A 14,479-nucleotide genomic window follows, 5' to 3' on the forward strand; every position below is an offset into this window, starting at 1 on the left:
GGTAGAGCAAGGCGGTGAACAAAGTGCAAACCACGCCCGTTATCCTTTCCGGAGGTGCAGGAACCCGCCTGTGGCCGCTGTCGCGCAATGCGACGCCAAAGCAGCTGCTGCGGCTTCTTGGTTCTGAAACGCTGATCCAGTCGGCAGCGCGGCGCGCACCTGCTGAAAATGGCTTCAAAGCGCCGCTGATCGTCGCCGGGGAGGCGCATCTCGCCGAGATCGAGGCGCAACTCGCCGAGATCGGCGTCGCCCCGCACGCAATTGTTCTGGAGCCTGCGGGTCGGAACACGGCGCCCGCTGTGGCGCTTGCAGCGGTCATGCTTCCAGAGGATGAGCTTATGCTCGTCATGCCTTCCGACCACATCATTAATGATGTCGAGGCCTTTCGCGCTGCGATCGCGTGCGCTGAGCCCCTCGCGAAAGAAGGCTGGCTCGTCACCTTCGGCATCACGCCCGATCGCCCCGAAACCGGCTATGGCTACATCGAAACCGCCGAATCCATAGCGGACGGCGTGCATCGCGTTGCGCGTTTCGTCGAAAAACCGCCGCTGGAAACAGCGAAGGCCTATCTCGAAACCGGTCGTTTCTGCTGGAACGCCGGAATCTTCCTGCTTCGCGCGGGCAGCTTCCTTGCCGAGCTGCGCCGCCATGCGCCGGGCATCGAGGCGGCGGTGCGCCAGTCGGTAGCGGGAGCCACCACGGAGGGCGCAGTCCTGCGTCCTGACCGCGAAAGCTTCCTCGCCTCTCCATCAGACAGCATCGATTATGCCGTGATGGAGAAAGCCGAGCGCGTAGCCGTCGTTCCCGTAGAGATGGGCTGGTCGGATATCGGCGCCTTCAACACGCTCCTCGAACAGCTTCCCCGAGATGAGGGCGGCAATGCCGTAGGCGGCGACGTCATCGCGCTCGACACAGACGATTGCCTTATCCGCAGCGAAGGCCCGCTTGTCGCTGCCATCGGTGTCTCGAACATCACCATCATCGCCACGGGCGACGCCGTGCTCGTCGTCGCAAACGACCGTGCACAGGACGTGAAACGCATCATCGACACGTTAAAGGCGAATGGCCGTCACAACATGAGTTGAACGCGGCGAACGGCTTCGCTATAGCCGCGCCTTCGGCTGGAGACGTGGGTGAGCGGCTGAAACCAGCGGTTTGCTAAACCGCCGTACGGGGTAACCCGTACCGAGGGTTCGAATCCCTCCGTCTCCGCCACCGGCCCCTTCGCAGGGGTTCGTATCAGTCCACCGAGATTGACGTTTTTCCCGGAAAACCGACGCTTTGCGGTCCGGCTCGTCCACAGCCGTTCGTAAGCCTCCGCCGTTCGGCGTGGCTCGGCGGCGTGGTCCCGGTTCTGGAAAACGTGGTCCCGGAGACGAACATGTTGAACGATGCAAAAATCCGCGCTGCGAAGGAGCGCGACAAGCCCTACAAGCTGACTGACAGCCACAGGCTCTATCTCTTGGTGAAGCCGAACGGCTCGAAGCTCTGGAAATGGAGCTATGCCTACGACGGCAAGCAGAAGACGATGCACTTCGGTATCTACCCGTTGGTCAGCATCGCCGATGCCCGCGCCAAGCGCAACGAAGCGCGGGCGCAGCTCGTCGAGGGCCGCGATCCCGCTGTGGTCAAGAAGCTCAAGGTTGAGGCCAACATCGAAGCGGGCCGCAACACGTTCGAGCGCGTCGCGCGCGAGTGGCATGAAATCTACAAGCCACAGTGGGCGGCGGTCCACGCCGATGATGTGCTTCGCAGCCTCGAACGCGATACCTTCCCGAGCATCGGCGCCTTGCCGGTTTCGGAGCTGACGGCGCCGAAGGTTTACGAGCTTCTCAAAGCCATCGAGGACCGCGGTTCGATCGAAACCGCCAAGCGCGTGCGCCAGCGAATCTCCGCGGTGTTCGTCTATGCCATCGCGAAGGGCATGGCCCAGGCCGATCCCGCCGAGAAGCTTGGTGCCGCCTTGAAGCCGCTGCGGCGGGGGCGGCAGCCCGCCATCACCGACCTTGCGCGGCTCAGCAAGATGATCGCCGATGCCGAGGAAGACTATGCCCGGCCGATCACCCGCCTTGCCTTGCGCTTCCTCGCGCTTACCGTCGTCCGGCCGAGCGAGCTGCGCGGCGCGCGATGGGACGAGTTCGAGGAATTGAACGGCCCCAAGCCGCTATGGCGGATTCCCGCCTCGCGGATGAAGGGCGACCTCGACCGCAAGGAGGAAATCGACGGTGACCATCTCGTTCCCTTGCCGCCGCAATGCCTCGCCGTGCTGCGGGCGCTATGGCCGCTCACCGGAAACGGCGACCTGCTGTTCCCCGGCAACCGGCACACCCATCGACCCATGAGCGAGAACGCCCTCGGCTATCTGCTCAACCGGGCCGGCTACCACGGCCATCATGTGCCGCATGGGTTCCGCGCAGCTTTCTCGACGATCATGAACGAGTGGTCCGAGCGGGAGGGCAAGGAGCATGATCGCAAGATCATCGACCTGATGCTCGCCCATGTTCCCAAAGAGAAGGTCGAAGGCGCCTATAACCGCGCGGCCTACATGCCGCGTCGGCGCGAGCTGGCGAAGGCGTGGGCCGATATGCTGACCAAAGACCTGCCGGCCCCGCTCGCGCTTGTCGAGCGGCCGTCGAAGGTGACGAGCGACCATTCGCGGCGGCGCGTGCCGGAGCCCGTCTCGACGGACTTCCGATTTCCAGCGCTGCGAAGGGCGGCCTAACGTCCCGACAGCAACAGAGCAGTATCAACCAAGCCAGCCCCTCGCCCCGCGAGGAGCTGGCTTAGTGAACTGACGTGATTCCTTATAGTTAATCCAACGGATTTTCTCGCCGAGCGCATCGTTAGTCCTGACAGGGGTAAGCAGGATCAGAAAAATGCGCCCCTCGATCAACAGTATTACTGTAGGAAATAGTCCACAGTCCATTTCGATACTTGTTGTCGAATCTTGCGGCTTCGTCCGCCCGTTGATCCCGCCCAACCGGCCGCACGACCCCCGGTGATATGTGCGCGGCTGCCTTATACGGTTGCCGCGCCTGATTGTGGATTTTCGCGATGTCGTTTCGGCCGTGGAGGATTGGGCAACGCTGTGGACGACGACCGAAGATGCCGGACGCGAACTCGGGTTCGAGCTGCTCGCGGCGTTGCATAGCCGCAGCCTGATACGGCGATCGGCCCGCTATATCCGCCACGACAACTACCCGATGGGATGGGACCGGCGGCTTGTCGCGCGCGGGCAGAAGATCATCGATCCGATTCTGAACCTCTCGCGCCGCCACGTCAGCGGCTTCCTGTGGGCGGACGCGCTCGCCAGGGCGCGGCTGACCAATGTCGAACGCATCATTCTCGACGACGGGCAGCGCCACGGCATCCGGCAAGGTTACACCGTTCCCACCAACATACCCGGCGAGCCCGAAGGCTCGATCAGCTTTGCAACCCGCTCGACGCGCAGAATCGGTCAGGAGCGCCAGTTTATCGCCGACGCGATCGGGCGGCTCGCCTTCGATGCGGCGCGGCGTCTTATCGGGCTCACCACGCTTCCCGACCCGGTGCCGCATATCAACGACCGTGAGCGCGAGTGCATTTACTGGATCGCCCACGGCAAGGACGATCGCGACATTGCTGTCATTCTCGGCATCGGCCTCGAGACCGTTCGCACCAACGTCAAGTCCGCGTTCCGCAAGCTCGGCGTCATCAAGCGCGGGCAGCTCGTCTATGAAGCGGTGCGCCTGGGATTGATCGACGAAGCGCCGTCTATTCCCCCATACGGGTGAACAGACTTCGCCGCGTCCCGGTGATTTTTGTGCGGCTCCACGTTCCGAGGGAGCCGAACCATGATCCGCATTTCGCGAGGCTATTGCCTCACCCGTCCGCTCGACGCCACGATGTTCGAGGACCGTCGCCGGCTGTTCATCGAGCTGATGCGCTGGAACCTGCCCGTCGTTTCCGGCCGCTACGAAATCGACCAATTCGATGGCGACCACGCCGTCTATATCGCCGAGTGCGACGCGCGCGGGCGGCATCGCGGGTCGATGCGCCTGCTGCCCGCCGACCGGCCGTGCCTGCTCGCTGCGCTGTTCGCCGAGCTGGTGGACGGCACGCTTCCGCACGGCGGCGACGCCTTCGAGATCACGCGCCTTTGCCTGCCGGCGCATTACCGCGCGGCCGAGCGGCTGGCGATCCGCAACCGCCTGATTACCGCGATGGTCGATCACGCGCTCGCCGCCGACATCAAGACGCTGTTCGGCCTGGTGCGTCCGCGCTTCCGCGAGGCGATCCTTGCAATGGGCTGGGAGGCCGCACCCCTCGGTCCGGTCCGCGCGATCGGCGGCATGTCGCTCGGCGCCTTCCGCATCGCGATCGACGCCGACACGCCCGCGCGCCTCGCGCGCACCGGCATCTATGCGGCGGGCGCAACGCTCGCCGCTGCGGCGTGAGGATCGGGCCATGAAGGACATGCTCGACCTCCATGCCGGCGCGCTCGCCGATCGCGGCTATACGATCGTCCGCAGCGCCGTCGCGCCCGCACTCGCTTCGGCGCTCAGCGCCGACCTCGACGCGCGGTTCGCCGCCACGCCGTTCTGCGACGGCCATTTCTACGGCCGCCGCACCAAGCGCTTCGGTAGCCTGCTCACCCGCTCGCCCCATGCTGCCGCCTTCGTCCTGCACCGCCAAGCGCTCGGCCTCGCCGAACGGCTGCTCGGGCCGCATTGCGACCGCATCGCGCTCAATCTGACGCAGGCGGTCGAGATTCATCCCGGCGCGCTCTCGCAATATCCGCACCGCGACGAAGATATGTGGGGCGGCGCCAAAGGCGAGACCGACTATCTCATCAACATCATATGGCCGCTGACCCCGTTCACCGAGGCCAATGGCGCAACCCGGCTCTGGCCGGGCAGCCACCATCCCAGCCGCGCCCCGGTGCGCGACGACGAGGCGACATCGGCGGAGATGCTTCCGGGCGACATGCTCGTGTTCCTCGGCAGCACACTTCACGGCGGCGGCGAGAACCGAACCCCGCTGCCCCGGCGCGGGCTGATCGTCAGCTATTGCCTCGGCTGGCTCAAGCCGTTCGAGAACCCGTGGCTGGTCTATCCGCCCGACGTGGCGCGACACTTCCCGCCCGAGCTGGCGGCGCTGGTCGGCTATGTCCAGCACCGCCCCAATCTCGGCAACGTCGAAGGCCAGTGCCCATCGCTTCTGCTGCGCGGCGACCCCAACGACCACCGCGCCGCAACCGATGCGCTCCGGCCCGATCAGGCCGAAGCGCTGAGCGCCTATGTCGCCGAACAGGAGGCCGCGCGCGCCGGTCTGCTGGGCGGCTAAGGCGAGCGCGGGACACCATGCGTCATGTCCGCTGCCGTCATCGGCGGCGATTGGCAGGATGCCGCGCGCTACACGCGGCTCCTGCCGGGCGATCGGCGCTGCTTCGCCTGGGAATGGCTGCGCCGCGCGCCCACCTATGCCGAAGCATGGGCAGGCGCGGGCGACCCCGCTCCGTTCGGACTGCTGCGCCTCGAAGACCCGGTCCGCGACGCCCTCTCGGCGCGGCCGCTTTGGAATCGCGGCGTCGATAGCGCCGTATTGCGCGCCGTGGTCGAACCTGGTCCCGCGCGCGATCGGCTCGACCTTCGGCGCTTCGCGCCGCTCGCCTCGCACGTCGCCGACGCCGCCGGCGAGCATGTGCTTCTGTCGGACGGCTTGCGCTCGATCCGGCTCGATGTCGTCTGCGGCAGCCTCGTGAACGGCCCCGCGATGCCGTCGTGGCGCATCGACGGGCTGCGGAGCGCCGGCCTCCAGCTCCATGCACTACGCCAGCTCGCAGCGCTCGCGCGGCACGGCCGCTTCGCGCGCTCGCTGCATCCGCCCCAGCGCCGCGCGCATCGCTGGATCGCGATGCTGCGTGTCCACGACGCCATTGCGGCGGGCGCGACCCATCGCGAGATCGTCGCCGGCCTGTTCGGGATCGACGTGTCGGCGCCGGGCTGGCGCATAACCGCCGGACCTTGGCGGCTGCGCGTCCAGCATCTTGCTGCGACCGCCCGCGCCGCGCTCGCGCGCGGCCCGGTGGCTTGGCTTGGATGCGACGAGGATTGAGCGCAGATCACCCGCGCTTGAGAAAGCGAGCTACGCCCCCTTGCGCGACTCGGTCCGCTCCGTTCAGTCGGCGGGTGGCGTGCTGCGGATGTTCGCCGCGGTTTCGGGATGCAGCATTTCCCACGCCGCGACGCCGAGCGCTTCGGCGAGATTCTCGAGCTTGTCGATCGACAGGCCGTATTTCTCGTTTTCGAGATCGCTGATGTAGCTACGATCGATGCCGGCGACCGCGGCCAGTTTCTCCTGTGAAACATCGCGCACTTCGCGAAGCGCCTTTAGGTTGCGCGCGAGGATTATTCGGACTCCGGTCATCACGCGCGACTGTGGACGTTTGAATATTTTGCGCTGTCGGAAATAGTCCACAGACATGCGCCGTCCGAAACGCAGCCTTTTTCCTGGCGCGATCGGCAATGCGCCCTGCAATGCCGCCTTCTTGACGATCATGCCGGCGCGGTCGCGCGCCATGACGCGTGGCGCCCGGCGCGGCGAAGCGTCCTAGCTGTCCTCGGGTTCGCCGAGCCAGGCCGGAATATCGCTGCGCGCGTCGAGCACGCGCCACACGTCGATATGGTCGGCGCGCTCGACATAGAAGACGAGCCAGGGATAGCGGGCGAGCCGGCGATGGCGCAGCCCCGGCAGGTCCAACTCATGCGCGTAGCGCGGCGAGCCGATGCCGGGATGCTCGCTGATCGTCCGGTAGGCCGCTTCGAGTGCAGCGACGAAGCCGAGCGCGATGTCCGCGCCGGCGTCGCGCGCATAATGGTCGATCGCCCGTTCGGCGTCGCGGTCGGCTTGTTCGCGCGGGACGACCCGCTTGGCGGTCATGCCGCGCGGCGTGCCCGCGCGCGCAGCCCCTCGAAATAGGCATCGTCCGCCGGGGCGCCCGGCGCCGACTCGGCGCCGTCCAGCAGCAGGCGGCGTAGGCGCTGACGGTCCTGGTCCTTGCGGATCAGCTCGCGCACATATTCGCTGCTCGTGCCGTAGCCGCGGCCCGCGACCTGTTCGTCCACGAAGCTCTTGAGCGTGTCCGGCAGCGAAATGTTCATCGTGCTCATGTCCGCCTATGTAGCGACTTTGGCAAAATTTGGCAAGGTCGGCGACGAGTCCGTCAGCCGAGCGGGCCGAGATCGGCGAACAGTGACGGGTGCCCTGCCGGGCGCATGATAGCGTCCTCGCCCTGGATGTAGAAGCAACCGAGCCGCTCGGTCAGGTATCGCGCGAGATCGGCCGTCGCCGTATGGCGGCGGCAGCGGTCGGTATCGGCAAGGCCGTCGAGTATCGCCGGCGCGGCGCCCGAGATAGCCACTTCGAGATGGCGCGAGAGGGTGTCATCGTCGATTCGGATCATAGCTGCGAGTGGAACAAAGTAGGAACACGATGTCAAGAACACCTCATCTGCCTCAATCCGAAGAATGGATTCTTCGAACCTCGCGGCTAATGTAGGATGAGCAGGAGGGGGAACTGAGTGCGAATCGACAGCGAACAATTCCGGACTGACTGGACTGGTGAAGTAATTCATATCGGCGCGATGAGGGCAGCGGTCGATGGCTGACGCAGAGGCAGCAGCAGCCGTCCGCCAGTTTCATTTCATCCGGCATGGCGATGCAGGATCGTCCGTCCTCGATTGGGGCCGCGGCCCGGACCTTGTCAGAAAGGCTATCGGGGAATCGCTGAATGCCCGCAATGTCGCCTTTCTCCTTGGTGCCGGCTGCTCCTCGCTGGTGAAGGAAAAGGCTGAGATCGGGATTGCCACAATGGCGCCGCTCGCCAAGGAGTTCTGCGGCTATCCCCTGGCACCGGACCCTGACGCGGCGTGGGACCCGCCCGAACCTCCCGCTTGGGCGCTCGATGCCGAAGATGTCGCTTTCCTCGACAAGCTCGGCGCGAAGCTGGCGGAAACCGAATATGCCCGCAATCTCGAACGTCTGATGGAGCTGCTTCACAGCCTGCGGTTCGTGTTCGAGCGGAGTGCGAACGAAGCCCATGTCGCCAGCAAGGCCAAGGTCGAGGCGATCATCAGGAAGGTGCAGGACTTCATCTGGGAGCGATGCACCAGAGGCGCCTTCGCCAATGGCGACACCTCCGTTCTTAATCTCTACGAGGCGTTCTACCGCAAGCTCATCCTGCGCGATCGCTCGCTGCCCCGGCCCTGGGTGTTCACCACCAATTACGACCTGTTCAATGAGCGGGCGATGGACCGGCTTGGCCTGCCCTATGCCAATGGCTTTTCCGGCGTCGTCGAACGCCGCTTCAATCCCGCAACCTTCCGCTACGCGCTCGCCGAACAGCTCGACCTCACCAGCCGGAAATGGTCGGCGGTCGATGGGTTCGTCTATCTGTGCAAGCTGCACGGCTCGATCAGTTGGACCGAGGACGACCACGGCCTGTTCCCCGTCCGCGAGCTATGGCCACAGGATGCGCCCACCAAGGTCATGGTCTATCCGACCCCGGCGAAGCAAAATTCCAGCCTCGGCTCACCCTATGCCGACCTGTTCCGCGAGTTTCAGTCACGCATCGTCCGCGAGCAGAGCGTGCTTGTCACCGCCGGCTTCGCCTTCGGCGACGAGCATCTCAACAACATCATCTATCAGGCGCTGACGATCCCGACCTTTCGCCTCATCATCTTCGCCGACCCCGAGGCCGGCGGCGAGATTGCGAAGCTGCGCGCGCTCGGTGATCCGAGAATCTGGATCATCGGCGGCGACGGACCGGCCGAGGGCACGCGCGCGCACTATTTCGATACCATCGTCGAACATTTCCTGCCGCAACGCCCGCCCGAACGGATCGACGAAGCGATCCGGCTCGTGCTTGAGAGCATGGGTCCGCAAAAGGGGCCGGCCGATGAGTTTTGACGATCGCAAGCGCGCGATCGGCAAGGTCGTCTCCGTCGCCGCCGACCGCTTCGTCGTCGAGATGCACGCCGGCACCGACAATTTCACCGTCGTCGGCTTCGATGACGTCCACTATGTCGCGCGGCTCGGCTCCTTTCTGATGATCCCGGCGCAAGCCGAATATGTCGTCGCCGAAGTCGTCGGCCTGCGCGAGCGCGATGCGTCGGGAAGCGGCAGCGCCGATGGTCAGCTCGACAAAGTCAATTCAGCCAAATATCTCGACGTCGTTCCCGTCGGGATGCTGCCCATGCAGGGCGCGGGTAAATTCCGCTTCGGCGTCTCGCTGTTCCCGTCGCTCTATGCCGATGTCCTCTATGCGCTCGATAGCGAACTCGATCGCATCTTCGACACCGACGCGGCCGTGGTTCCGTCGATCGGTCCCGACGATGGCCCCTGCGAGCCGGCCGACGCGACCCGTTTCCGCAACCTTGCTATCGGCCAGTCGGTGATCTTCGAGGACTATGAGGTCAAGGTTCGCATCGACGACTTTTTCGGCGGTCATGTCGCGGTGCTGGGCAATACCGGCAGCGGCAAGTCCTGCACCATCGCATCCATCCTCCAGGCGTTGTTCGAGAAACCCGACGAGCATCATGCGCGCGGCGCCACTTTCGTCGTGCTGGACGTCAACGGCGAATATCACCGCGCGTTCGCCGAGCTACCCGATCAGGCCGACATCGGTGTGCAGCGCGTTGTTCTCGACGGCACCGCGGCCGATGACATGTTCCGGGTGCCGCATTGGTTCCTAGATCTTTCCGAATGGGAATTGCTGCTGCAAGCCAGCGAGCGGACACAGGTGCCGATCCTGCGCATGGCGCTCGGCATGGCGACGCTGTTCGGCACGAACAATGCCGGTGCGTTGAACACCTACCGCAACCACATCCTTGCGACGTGCCTGACCCAAATCCTGGGCGACGAGACCCCGCCCGGCGCCAAGGAGACCCGCATCCGCGGCATTCTCCAGCGTTTCAAGACCGCCGAAATCAATATTGCTGTGCTGAGCAACTGGATCACGGTGAGCTACGGCAACATGACGGCGCTTGGAAGCGCCTATGACTTCCTCGCTGGCAAGGATGGCGCGGGCGGCTTCATCGACCCCGACCTCAAATTTCCCGACTATGACGGAAGCCCGTTCGATTTCACCGCGCTCGGCGACGCGATCGACCTGGCGCTGCTCTATCAGGAAGCGCACGGCAACCGGCAAATCCGCGACTATTGCGCGCAGATGGTGACGCGCTTCAAGGCGCTGGAGGAGCGGTCGGACTATGGCTTTCTCCGGCATGATGCCGATGACAATCAGACCGATCCGATGAGCTTCCTGTCGGGCATCCTCGGCCTGACGACGATCGAGGGCGGTCACACCAAGGCGGCTCAGATCATCATCATCGACATGAATGCCGTCGAGGACGAGGTTGTCGAACTGGTCAGCGCAGTCATGTCGCGTATGATCTTCCGGCTTCTGCGGCAGGCCGACCCGCGCAACCGTTTCCCCGTGCATCTCCTGCTCGAAGAGGCGCACCGCTACGTCGCGTCAACGCCCTCGCGCTACGCGATGGACGCGAGCCGGATCTTCGAGCGCATCGCCAAGGAAGGGCGCAAATACGGCTTGTTCCTGCTGGTCGCCTCACAGCGTCCCAGCGAACTGTCCAAGACCGTGCTATCCCAATGCGCCAATTTCGTCGTCCATCGCATCCAGAACCCCGACGACCTCTCGCAGATCAGGCAAATGACGCCGTTCATCTCCGATAGCGTGCTGCGGCGACTGCCGTCACTGCCCAAGCAGCACGCCTTGGTGTTCGGCAATTCGGTCAATCTGCCGACGACCTTCAAGGTTCGCAGCGCGGCGCCGCTGCCGGCCAGCGACGACGCCAGGATCGTCGATCTCTGGTTCCATGAAGCAGGGCGCCCATCGCTGCTGAAATTGAAGTCCGCGGGCGCCGCTGCCGCCGCTCCCTGACATGAGCGAGGATCGCGACGAGCAATGGGCCGCGGCCCTGGAGGCGACGGGGCGCTATCGCGTGCTCCGCCGCCTCGTGCCCGGTTCGATCGTGGATACGCCGCCCGCCGGCGCGCGGCGCGCGATCCTGCTCGATGTCGAAACGACCGGGCTTGATCCGGCCAAGGACGAGATCATCGAACTGGCGATGGTGCCCTTCTATTATTCGGCCGCCGATGAGCTGGTCGCGATCGGAGGCGCCTTCAACGAGCTGCGCGAACCGGCAGTGCCGATCGCGCCCGACGTGACCCGGCTGACGGGCATCGACCCGTCGATGGTCGCGGGCCGGACGATCGACCCGGCCGACGTCGCCGCCTTCGCCGGAGCGAGCCTTGTCATCGCGCATAACGCCGCGTTCGACCGCCGTTTCGTCGAGCGATTCTGTCCCGCCTTGGCCGCGAACCCGTGGGCCTGTTCCATGTCCGAAATCGATTGGCGCGAGGCGGGATTTGAAAGCGCGAAACTCGCCTATCTCGCGCTCAGCAGCGGCTTTTTCTACGACCGCCACCGCGCCATTCACGACTGCTATGCGGCGATCGAGCTGCTCTCGCGGCCTTGCCAAGCGACGGGCCGGGCGCCGCTCCAAGACCTTCTGGCTTCCGCGCGGCGTGGCGGCACGCGCTGCTGGGCGGACAATTCTCCGTTCGAGATGAAGGACGTTCTCAAGAGCCGGGGCTATCGCTGGAACGGAGAGGATAACGGCCAGCCGCGCGCTTGGTGGATCGACCTGGAGCGCGATGGCGTGGCGGAGGAAGTCGCGTATCTTCGCCGAGAGATTTACAAATATGACGCGCCCTTGCGTATCGCCGAACTGACGGCGTTCAATCGCTATTCTGATCGATTTGCAGTCGTGGACTATGGTGCTCCCAACTCGCCTACGGCTGCTGGCTGAGATAGCCATTCATGCGTAAGGGGCGAACCCCTGCAAAGCAATCTGATGGTTGCAGAGTGCAGTTGAGCCGTGACGGGGCGCCTCCCGCTGGCGCGGGATCGGCTCTGTTCCGCTAAGCTCCTTCGTCACTAAGCTCCATCGAGCCGCCTGCGGCGTCTCGACCAAAGGCGACGATCCTGGCGTGCAGCTACGCTAAGGAATCGCGCGCGGGGCGCGCGATGAGGATCTTGAGCCAGTCGTTGCCATCACCCCCTTCGCCGGCCTCTCAGTGTCCCTGCGTGCCACACGGATTTTCAGCGACAAGGAGTTGCGTCGAGGGGAAGCTCCGCTAGGCAAAATGGGGCCGGCGGCGTTTGCTTCTCTTCGGAGAAGCGCCGGCCCCATTTTGCCTAGCTGCGCATAAACCCCTCTCCCGTGCCTCTTGTCGCCAAGAAATCCGCGCGGCCCTTGCGACCCTGCGAGGACGGCTCCGGGTGCGATGGCAGCGACCGGCCCTGCGCTCCATCTCCTTGTAGATAAGGAATCGGCCGCTTGGGCGGCCGATGCGTTTTTCGTCTTTTTGCCTGGGTCGCTGGTCGCTCCCCTTTTTCTTGCTCGGACTCACCAGGCACGATGGAAATCTGTCAATAAAACAATGAGATAGAGCCTAACCCCCTAGTCCTGTATAAGTATAAATGTCGCTGATCGAGATGAGGTTGACGGCACTACACGAACCGTAACTGACAGACAGGAGTAAAGGCTATGAATATCGGAGAATTTACCCGCAAGGATAACGGCAGCGTGAGCGGCTTTATCGCGGAACCCACCTATGATTTCGGCAATGTTTACTTGGCCAAGGTGGAGTCGACGAACGAGGGTGCGCCGCCGTTCGACTTGATGACCCCGACCCCGCGCGGCCGCCCCTTCAAGCTCGGCTCGCTGTGGGAGGACCATGCCGAGGAAACCGGCGAGGTCTATTTCAGCGGCTACATCGTGAGCGGCGCGTCGGGTTATGTGCGTATCCGCCTGTTGCGGTCGCGCCAGAACCCGAACCTGTGGAACGTCGTTCGCAACGTCCCCGGCGAACGTCGGCGCGGCGCGCAGCAGGTCGAGCTTCCGCAGCCGCCCGCGGCCAAGCGCCAGCGCAAGGCCAAGGCTCCGGCCCCGGTCGAACCCGAGCGCGAAGCCGCATGACTGACTGTCGGGGGAGCGCCCCGCCGCTCCCCCGACAGTCCCGAACACAAGAAAGGAGCCTTCGCCATGACGAAGGAAACGACCGCGCGCCGCGCGCGGGCGAACGCCCCGTCGCGCGACATTTACGCCGAAGTTACGGCCAAGATCATTCACGAACTGGAGGAAGGGCGCTTGCCCTGGGTGAAGCCTTGGGGCCGCACCGGCACCGGCAATCCGGGCCTCCCGCGCAATGCGCTCACGGCGCGCAATTACAGCGGCGTCAACGTCCTTATCCTTTGGGGCGCTGTGATCGACGCGGGCTATCCGTCGCAATCATGGCTGACCTTCCGGCAAGCCTTGGAGGCGGGCGGCAACGTCATCAAGGGCGAGCGCGGCACCACCGTTGTCTATGCCGACCGCTTCACGCCCGAAAAGGAGAAGGAGCGCGCACGGCAGACCGGCGACGATGCCAAGGCCATTCCGTTCCTGAAAAGGTTCACCGTGTTCAACGTCGCGCAGTGCGAAGGCTTGCGCCCCGGCCTAGCAGCCGACCCCGCGCCATTGCCCGAACGCCAGATCGTGCCGGTTGCTGAGGAAGTCATTGCCGCATCGGGTGTCGAATTTCGCATCGGCGGCAGCAAGGCATTTTACAGCCCCACCCATGATTTTGTGCAGATGCCGCCGCAACCGGCATTCTTCAAGCAGATCGATTATTACATGGTGGCGCTGCACGAGCTGACCCATTCGACCGGCCATGTTTCGCGGCTGGCGCGCAAATTCGGCACCAGTTTCGGCACCAAGGATTATGCCCGCGAGGAATTGGTTGCCGAAATGGGCAGCGCCTTCCTGTGCGCCGCGCTCGGCATCGAGCCGACCGTGCGCCATGCCGACTATCTGGCCTCATGGCTTGAGGTGTTGCGCGAGGACAATCGCGCCATCTTCCGCGCCGCGAGCGCCGCCAGCAAGGCGGCGGACTGGATATTGGCCCGCCACGCCGAGGCGAACGAGCGGAGGGAAGCGGCATGACCCCGTTTCCCGACCCCCGCGACCCGGCGCTTTGGACGAGCGTCCTGTCCCCGTCAGCACTTGCCGAGGTTCTGGCAATCTTGGGGGACAGTGCGACCGCCTATTGGACGACCCGGCCCGTCGATGACCTTCGATGGGAAATGCGGTCGTCCCGCCAGAACAACGCGCCTGTCCGCTATCAGATCGCCCGCAGCGCCCTCGCGGCGCGCGGCATCCATGAGGACTGCGACGACATAGAGCTTCCGCCCCGAGGCGGATGACGCGCGGCGCGTTTCGCCGCTTGAGTAGCCGGTTCGCCCATCCCGGAAAGAATCGACGAACCGGCACTCCATACGGAGAGTAGGGATGGCACGCCATACCCCCTCGCAGAGGCTGGTTTTACCATCCCTCTCGCCGAACCGGACGTGCGGCTTTCACCGCATCCGGCTC

The 14,479-nt window shown here is 64.7% G+C and carries 16 protein-coding genes and 1 tRNA gene; 13 read left to right on the forward strand and 4 right to left on the reverse strand.

The window, feature by feature from the left end; genetic code table 11:
• Window positions 1-23 precede the first annotated feature (23 nt).
• The 7 genes from DFR51_RS08975 to DFR51_RS09005 all read left to right on the forward strand — a co-directional run bounded on the left by DFR51_RS08975 (window position 24) and on the right by DFR51_RS09005 (window position 6,096).
• Entirely contained in the window at window positions 24-1,085 is a 1,062-nt protein-coding gene (locus DFR51_RS08975; RefSeq protein ID WP_121050041.1) for a mannose-1-phosphate guanylyltransferase/mannose-6-phosphate isomerase, read from the forward strand.
• Window positions 1,086-1,123: 38 nt separating this feature from the next.
• Window positions 1,124-1,215: transfer RNA gene (locus DFR51_RS08980), tRNA-Ser, on the forward strand.
• 166 nt (window positions 1,216-1,381) lie between these two features.
• On the forward strand, window positions 1,382-2,722 hold the full coding sequence (locus tag DFR51_RS08985) for a tyrosine-type recombinase/integrase (protein ID WP_121050045.1): 1,341 nt from the start codon (window positions 1,382-1,384) through the stop codon (window positions 2,720-2,722).
• Between the two features lie 319 nt (window positions 2,723-3,041).
• The gene (locus tag DFR51_RS08990) at window positions 3,042-3,773 is read left to right on the forward strand and encodes a helix-turn-helix transcriptional regulator (protein ID WP_160119230.1); all 732 of its coding nucleotides are present in this window, start codon (window positions 3,042-3,044) and stop codon (window positions 3,771-3,773) included.
• Window positions 3,774-3,833: 60 nt separating this feature from the next.
• Entirely contained in the window at window positions 3,834-4,436 is a 603-nt protein-coding gene (locus DFR51_RS08995; RefSeq protein ID WP_121049468.1) for an acyl-homoserine-lactone synthase, read from the forward strand.
• A 10-nt stretch (window positions 4,437-4,446) separates the two neighbouring features.
• Complete coding sequence (locus DFR51_RS09000) at window positions 4,447-5,325, forward strand: phytanoyl-CoA dioxygenase family protein (protein ID WP_121049471.1); 879 nt, start codon at window positions 4,447-4,449, stop codon at window positions 5,323-5,325.
• Window positions 5,326-5,349: 24 nt separating this feature from the next.
• On the forward strand, window positions 5,350-6,096 hold the full coding sequence (locus tag DFR51_RS09005) for a DNA -binding domain-containing protein (RefSeq protein ID WP_121049474.1): 747 nt from the start codon (window positions 5,350-5,352) through the stop codon (window positions 6,094-6,096).
• 63 nt (window positions 6,097-6,159) lie between these two features.
• On the opposite strand, the gene DFR51_RS19325 is transcribed toward DFR51_RS09005, so the two are convergent.
• Genes DFR51_RS19325 through DFR51_RS09025 form a run of 4 tightly spaced genes read right to left on the reverse strand, consistent with a single transcriptional unit; the run spans window position 6,160 to window position 7,444 of the window.
• Entirely contained in the window at window positions 6,160-6,561 is a 402-nt protein-coding gene (locus DFR51_RS19325; protein WP_243445427.1) for a helix-turn-helix domain-containing protein, read from the reverse strand.
• A 30-nt stretch (window positions 6,562-6,591) separates the two neighbouring features.
• The gene (locus tag DFR51_RS09015) at window positions 6,592-6,921 is read right to left on the reverse strand and encodes a type II toxin-antitoxin system RelE/ParE family toxin (RefSeq protein ID WP_121049477.1); all 330 of its coding nucleotides are present in this window, start codon (window positions 6,919-6,921) and stop codon (window positions 6,592-6,594) included.
• The gene (locus tag DFR51_RS09020) at window positions 6,918-7,151 is read right to left on the reverse strand and encodes a type II toxin-antitoxin system ParD family antitoxin (RefSeq protein ID WP_121049480.1); all 234 of its coding nucleotides are present in this window, start codon (window positions 7,149-7,151) and stop codon (window positions 6,918-6,920) included. Before DFR51_RS09020 ends, DFR51_RS09015 begins: the two co-directional genes overlap by 4 nt.
• 53 nt (window positions 7,152-7,204) lie before the next feature.
• Window positions 7,205-7,444 (reverse strand): hypothetical protein, encoded by a 240-nt coding sequence (locus DFR51_RS09025; RefSeq protein WP_121049483.1) that lies wholly within the window; start codon window positions 7,442-7,444, stop codon window positions 7,205-7,207.
• 196 nt (window positions 7,445-7,640) lie between these two features.
• Here DFR51_RS09025 and DFR51_RS09030 point away from each other — a divergent pair, with 196 nt between their 5' ends.
• The 6 genes from DFR51_RS09030 to DFR51_RS18790 all read left to right on the forward strand — a co-directional run bounded on the left by DFR51_RS09030 (window position 7,641) and on the right by DFR51_RS18790 (window position 14,310).
• Entirely contained in the window at window positions 7,641-8,948 is a 1,308-nt protein-coding gene (locus DFR51_RS09030) for an SIR2 family protein (RefSeq protein WP_121049487.1), read from the forward strand.
• Window positions 8,938-10,941, forward strand: coding sequence for an ATP-binding protein (locus tag DFR51_RS09035; protein WP_121049490.1), 2,004 nt, complete (start codon window positions 8,938-8,940; stop codon window positions 10,939-10,941). Before DFR51_RS09030 ends, DFR51_RS09035 begins: the two co-directional genes overlap by 11 nt.
• A gap of 1 nt (window position 10,942) precedes the next feature.
• Entirely contained in the window at window positions 10,943-11,872 is a 930-nt protein-coding gene (locus DFR51_RS09040) for a 3'-5' exonuclease (RefSeq protein WP_121049493.1), read from the forward strand.
• 741 nt (window positions 11,873-12,613) lie between these two features.
• Entirely contained in the window at window positions 12,614-13,045 is a 432-nt protein-coding gene (locus tag DFR51_RS09045; protein WP_121049496.1) for a DUF736 family protein, read from the forward strand.
• A 66-nt stretch (window positions 13,046-13,111) separates the two neighbouring features.
• The gene (locus DFR51_RS09050; RefSeq protein ID WP_121049499.1) at window positions 13,112-14,050 is read left to right on the forward strand and encodes an ArdC family protein; all 939 of its coding nucleotides are present in this window, start codon (window positions 13,112-13,114) and stop codon (window positions 14,048-14,050) included.
• Window positions 14,047-14,310, forward strand: coding sequence for a hypothetical protein (locus tag DFR51_RS18790; protein ID WP_126494846.1), 264 nt, complete (start codon window positions 14,047-14,049; stop codon window positions 14,308-14,310). The genes DFR51_RS09050 and DFR51_RS18790 overlap by 4 nt, the downstream gene beginning before the upstream one ends.
• The last annotated feature ends 169 nt before the right edge of the window (window positions 14,311-14,479 follow it).

It is taken from the genome of Sphingosinicella microcystinivorans, from assembly GCF_003634215.1.
Classification (GTDB): domain Bacteria; phylum Pseudomonadota; class Alphaproteobacteria; order Sphingomonadales; family Sphingomonadaceae; genus Sphingosinicella; species Sphingosinicella microcystinivorans.

Excerpts from the sequence above, each read along its gene's own strand:
- DFR51_RS08985 (WP_121050045.1), top strand. The coding sequence starts at position 1,382 with ATGTTGAACGATGCAAAAATCCGCGCTGCGAAGGAGCGCGACAAGCCC.
- DFR51_RS08995 (WP_121049468.1), top strand. The coding sequence starts at position 3,834 with ATGATCCGCATTTCGCGAGGCTATTGCCTCACCCGTCCGCTCGACGCC.
- DFR51_RS09000 (WP_121049471.1), top strand. The coding sequence starts at position 4,447 with ATGAAGGACATGCTCGACCTCCATGCCGGCGCGCTCGCCGATCGCGGC.
- DFR51_RS09005 (WP_121049474.1), top strand. The coding sequence starts at position 5,350 with ATGTCCGCTGCCGTCATCGGCGGCGATTGGCAGGATGCCGCGCGCTAC.
- DFR51_RS19325 (WP_243445427.1), bottom strand. The coding sequence starts at position 6,561 with ATGGCGCGCGACCGCGCCGGCATGATCGTCAAGAAGGCGGCATTGCAG.
- DFR51_RS09015 (WP_121049477.1), bottom strand. The coding sequence starts at position 6,921 with ATGACCGCCAAGCGGGTCGTCCCGCGCGAACAAGCCGACCGCGACGCC.
- DFR51_RS09020 (WP_121049480.1), bottom strand. The coding sequence starts at position 7,151 with ATGAGCACGATGAACATTTCGCTGCCGGACACGCTCAAGAGCTTCGTG.
- DFR51_RS09025 (WP_121049483.1), bottom strand. The coding sequence starts at position 7,444 with ATGATCCGAATCGACGATGACACCCTCTCGCGCCATCTCGAAGTGGCT.
- DFR51_RS09030 (WP_121049487.1), top strand. The coding sequence starts at position 7,641 with ATGGCTGACGCAGAGGCAGCAGCAGCCGTCCGCCAGTTTCATTTCATC.
- DFR51_RS09035 (WP_121049490.1), top strand. The coding sequence starts at position 8,938 with ATGAGTTTTGACGATCGCAAGCGCGCGATCGGCAAGGTCGTCTCCGTC.
- DFR51_RS09040 (WP_121049493.1), top strand. The coding sequence starts at position 10,943 with ATGAGCGAGGATCGCGACGAGCAATGGGCCGCGGCCCTGGAGGCGACG.
- DFR51_RS09045 (WP_121049496.1), top strand. The coding sequence starts at position 12,614 with ATGAATATCGGAGAATTTACCCGCAAGGATAACGGCAGCGTGAGCGGC.
- DFR51_RS09050 (WP_121049499.1), top strand. The coding sequence starts at position 13,112 with ATGACGAAGGAAACGACCGCGCGCCGCGCGCGGGCGAACGCCCCGTCG.
- DFR51_RS18790 (WP_126494846.1), top strand. The coding sequence starts at position 14,047 with ATGACCCCGTTTCCCGACCCCCGCGACCCGGCGCTTTGGACGAGCGTC.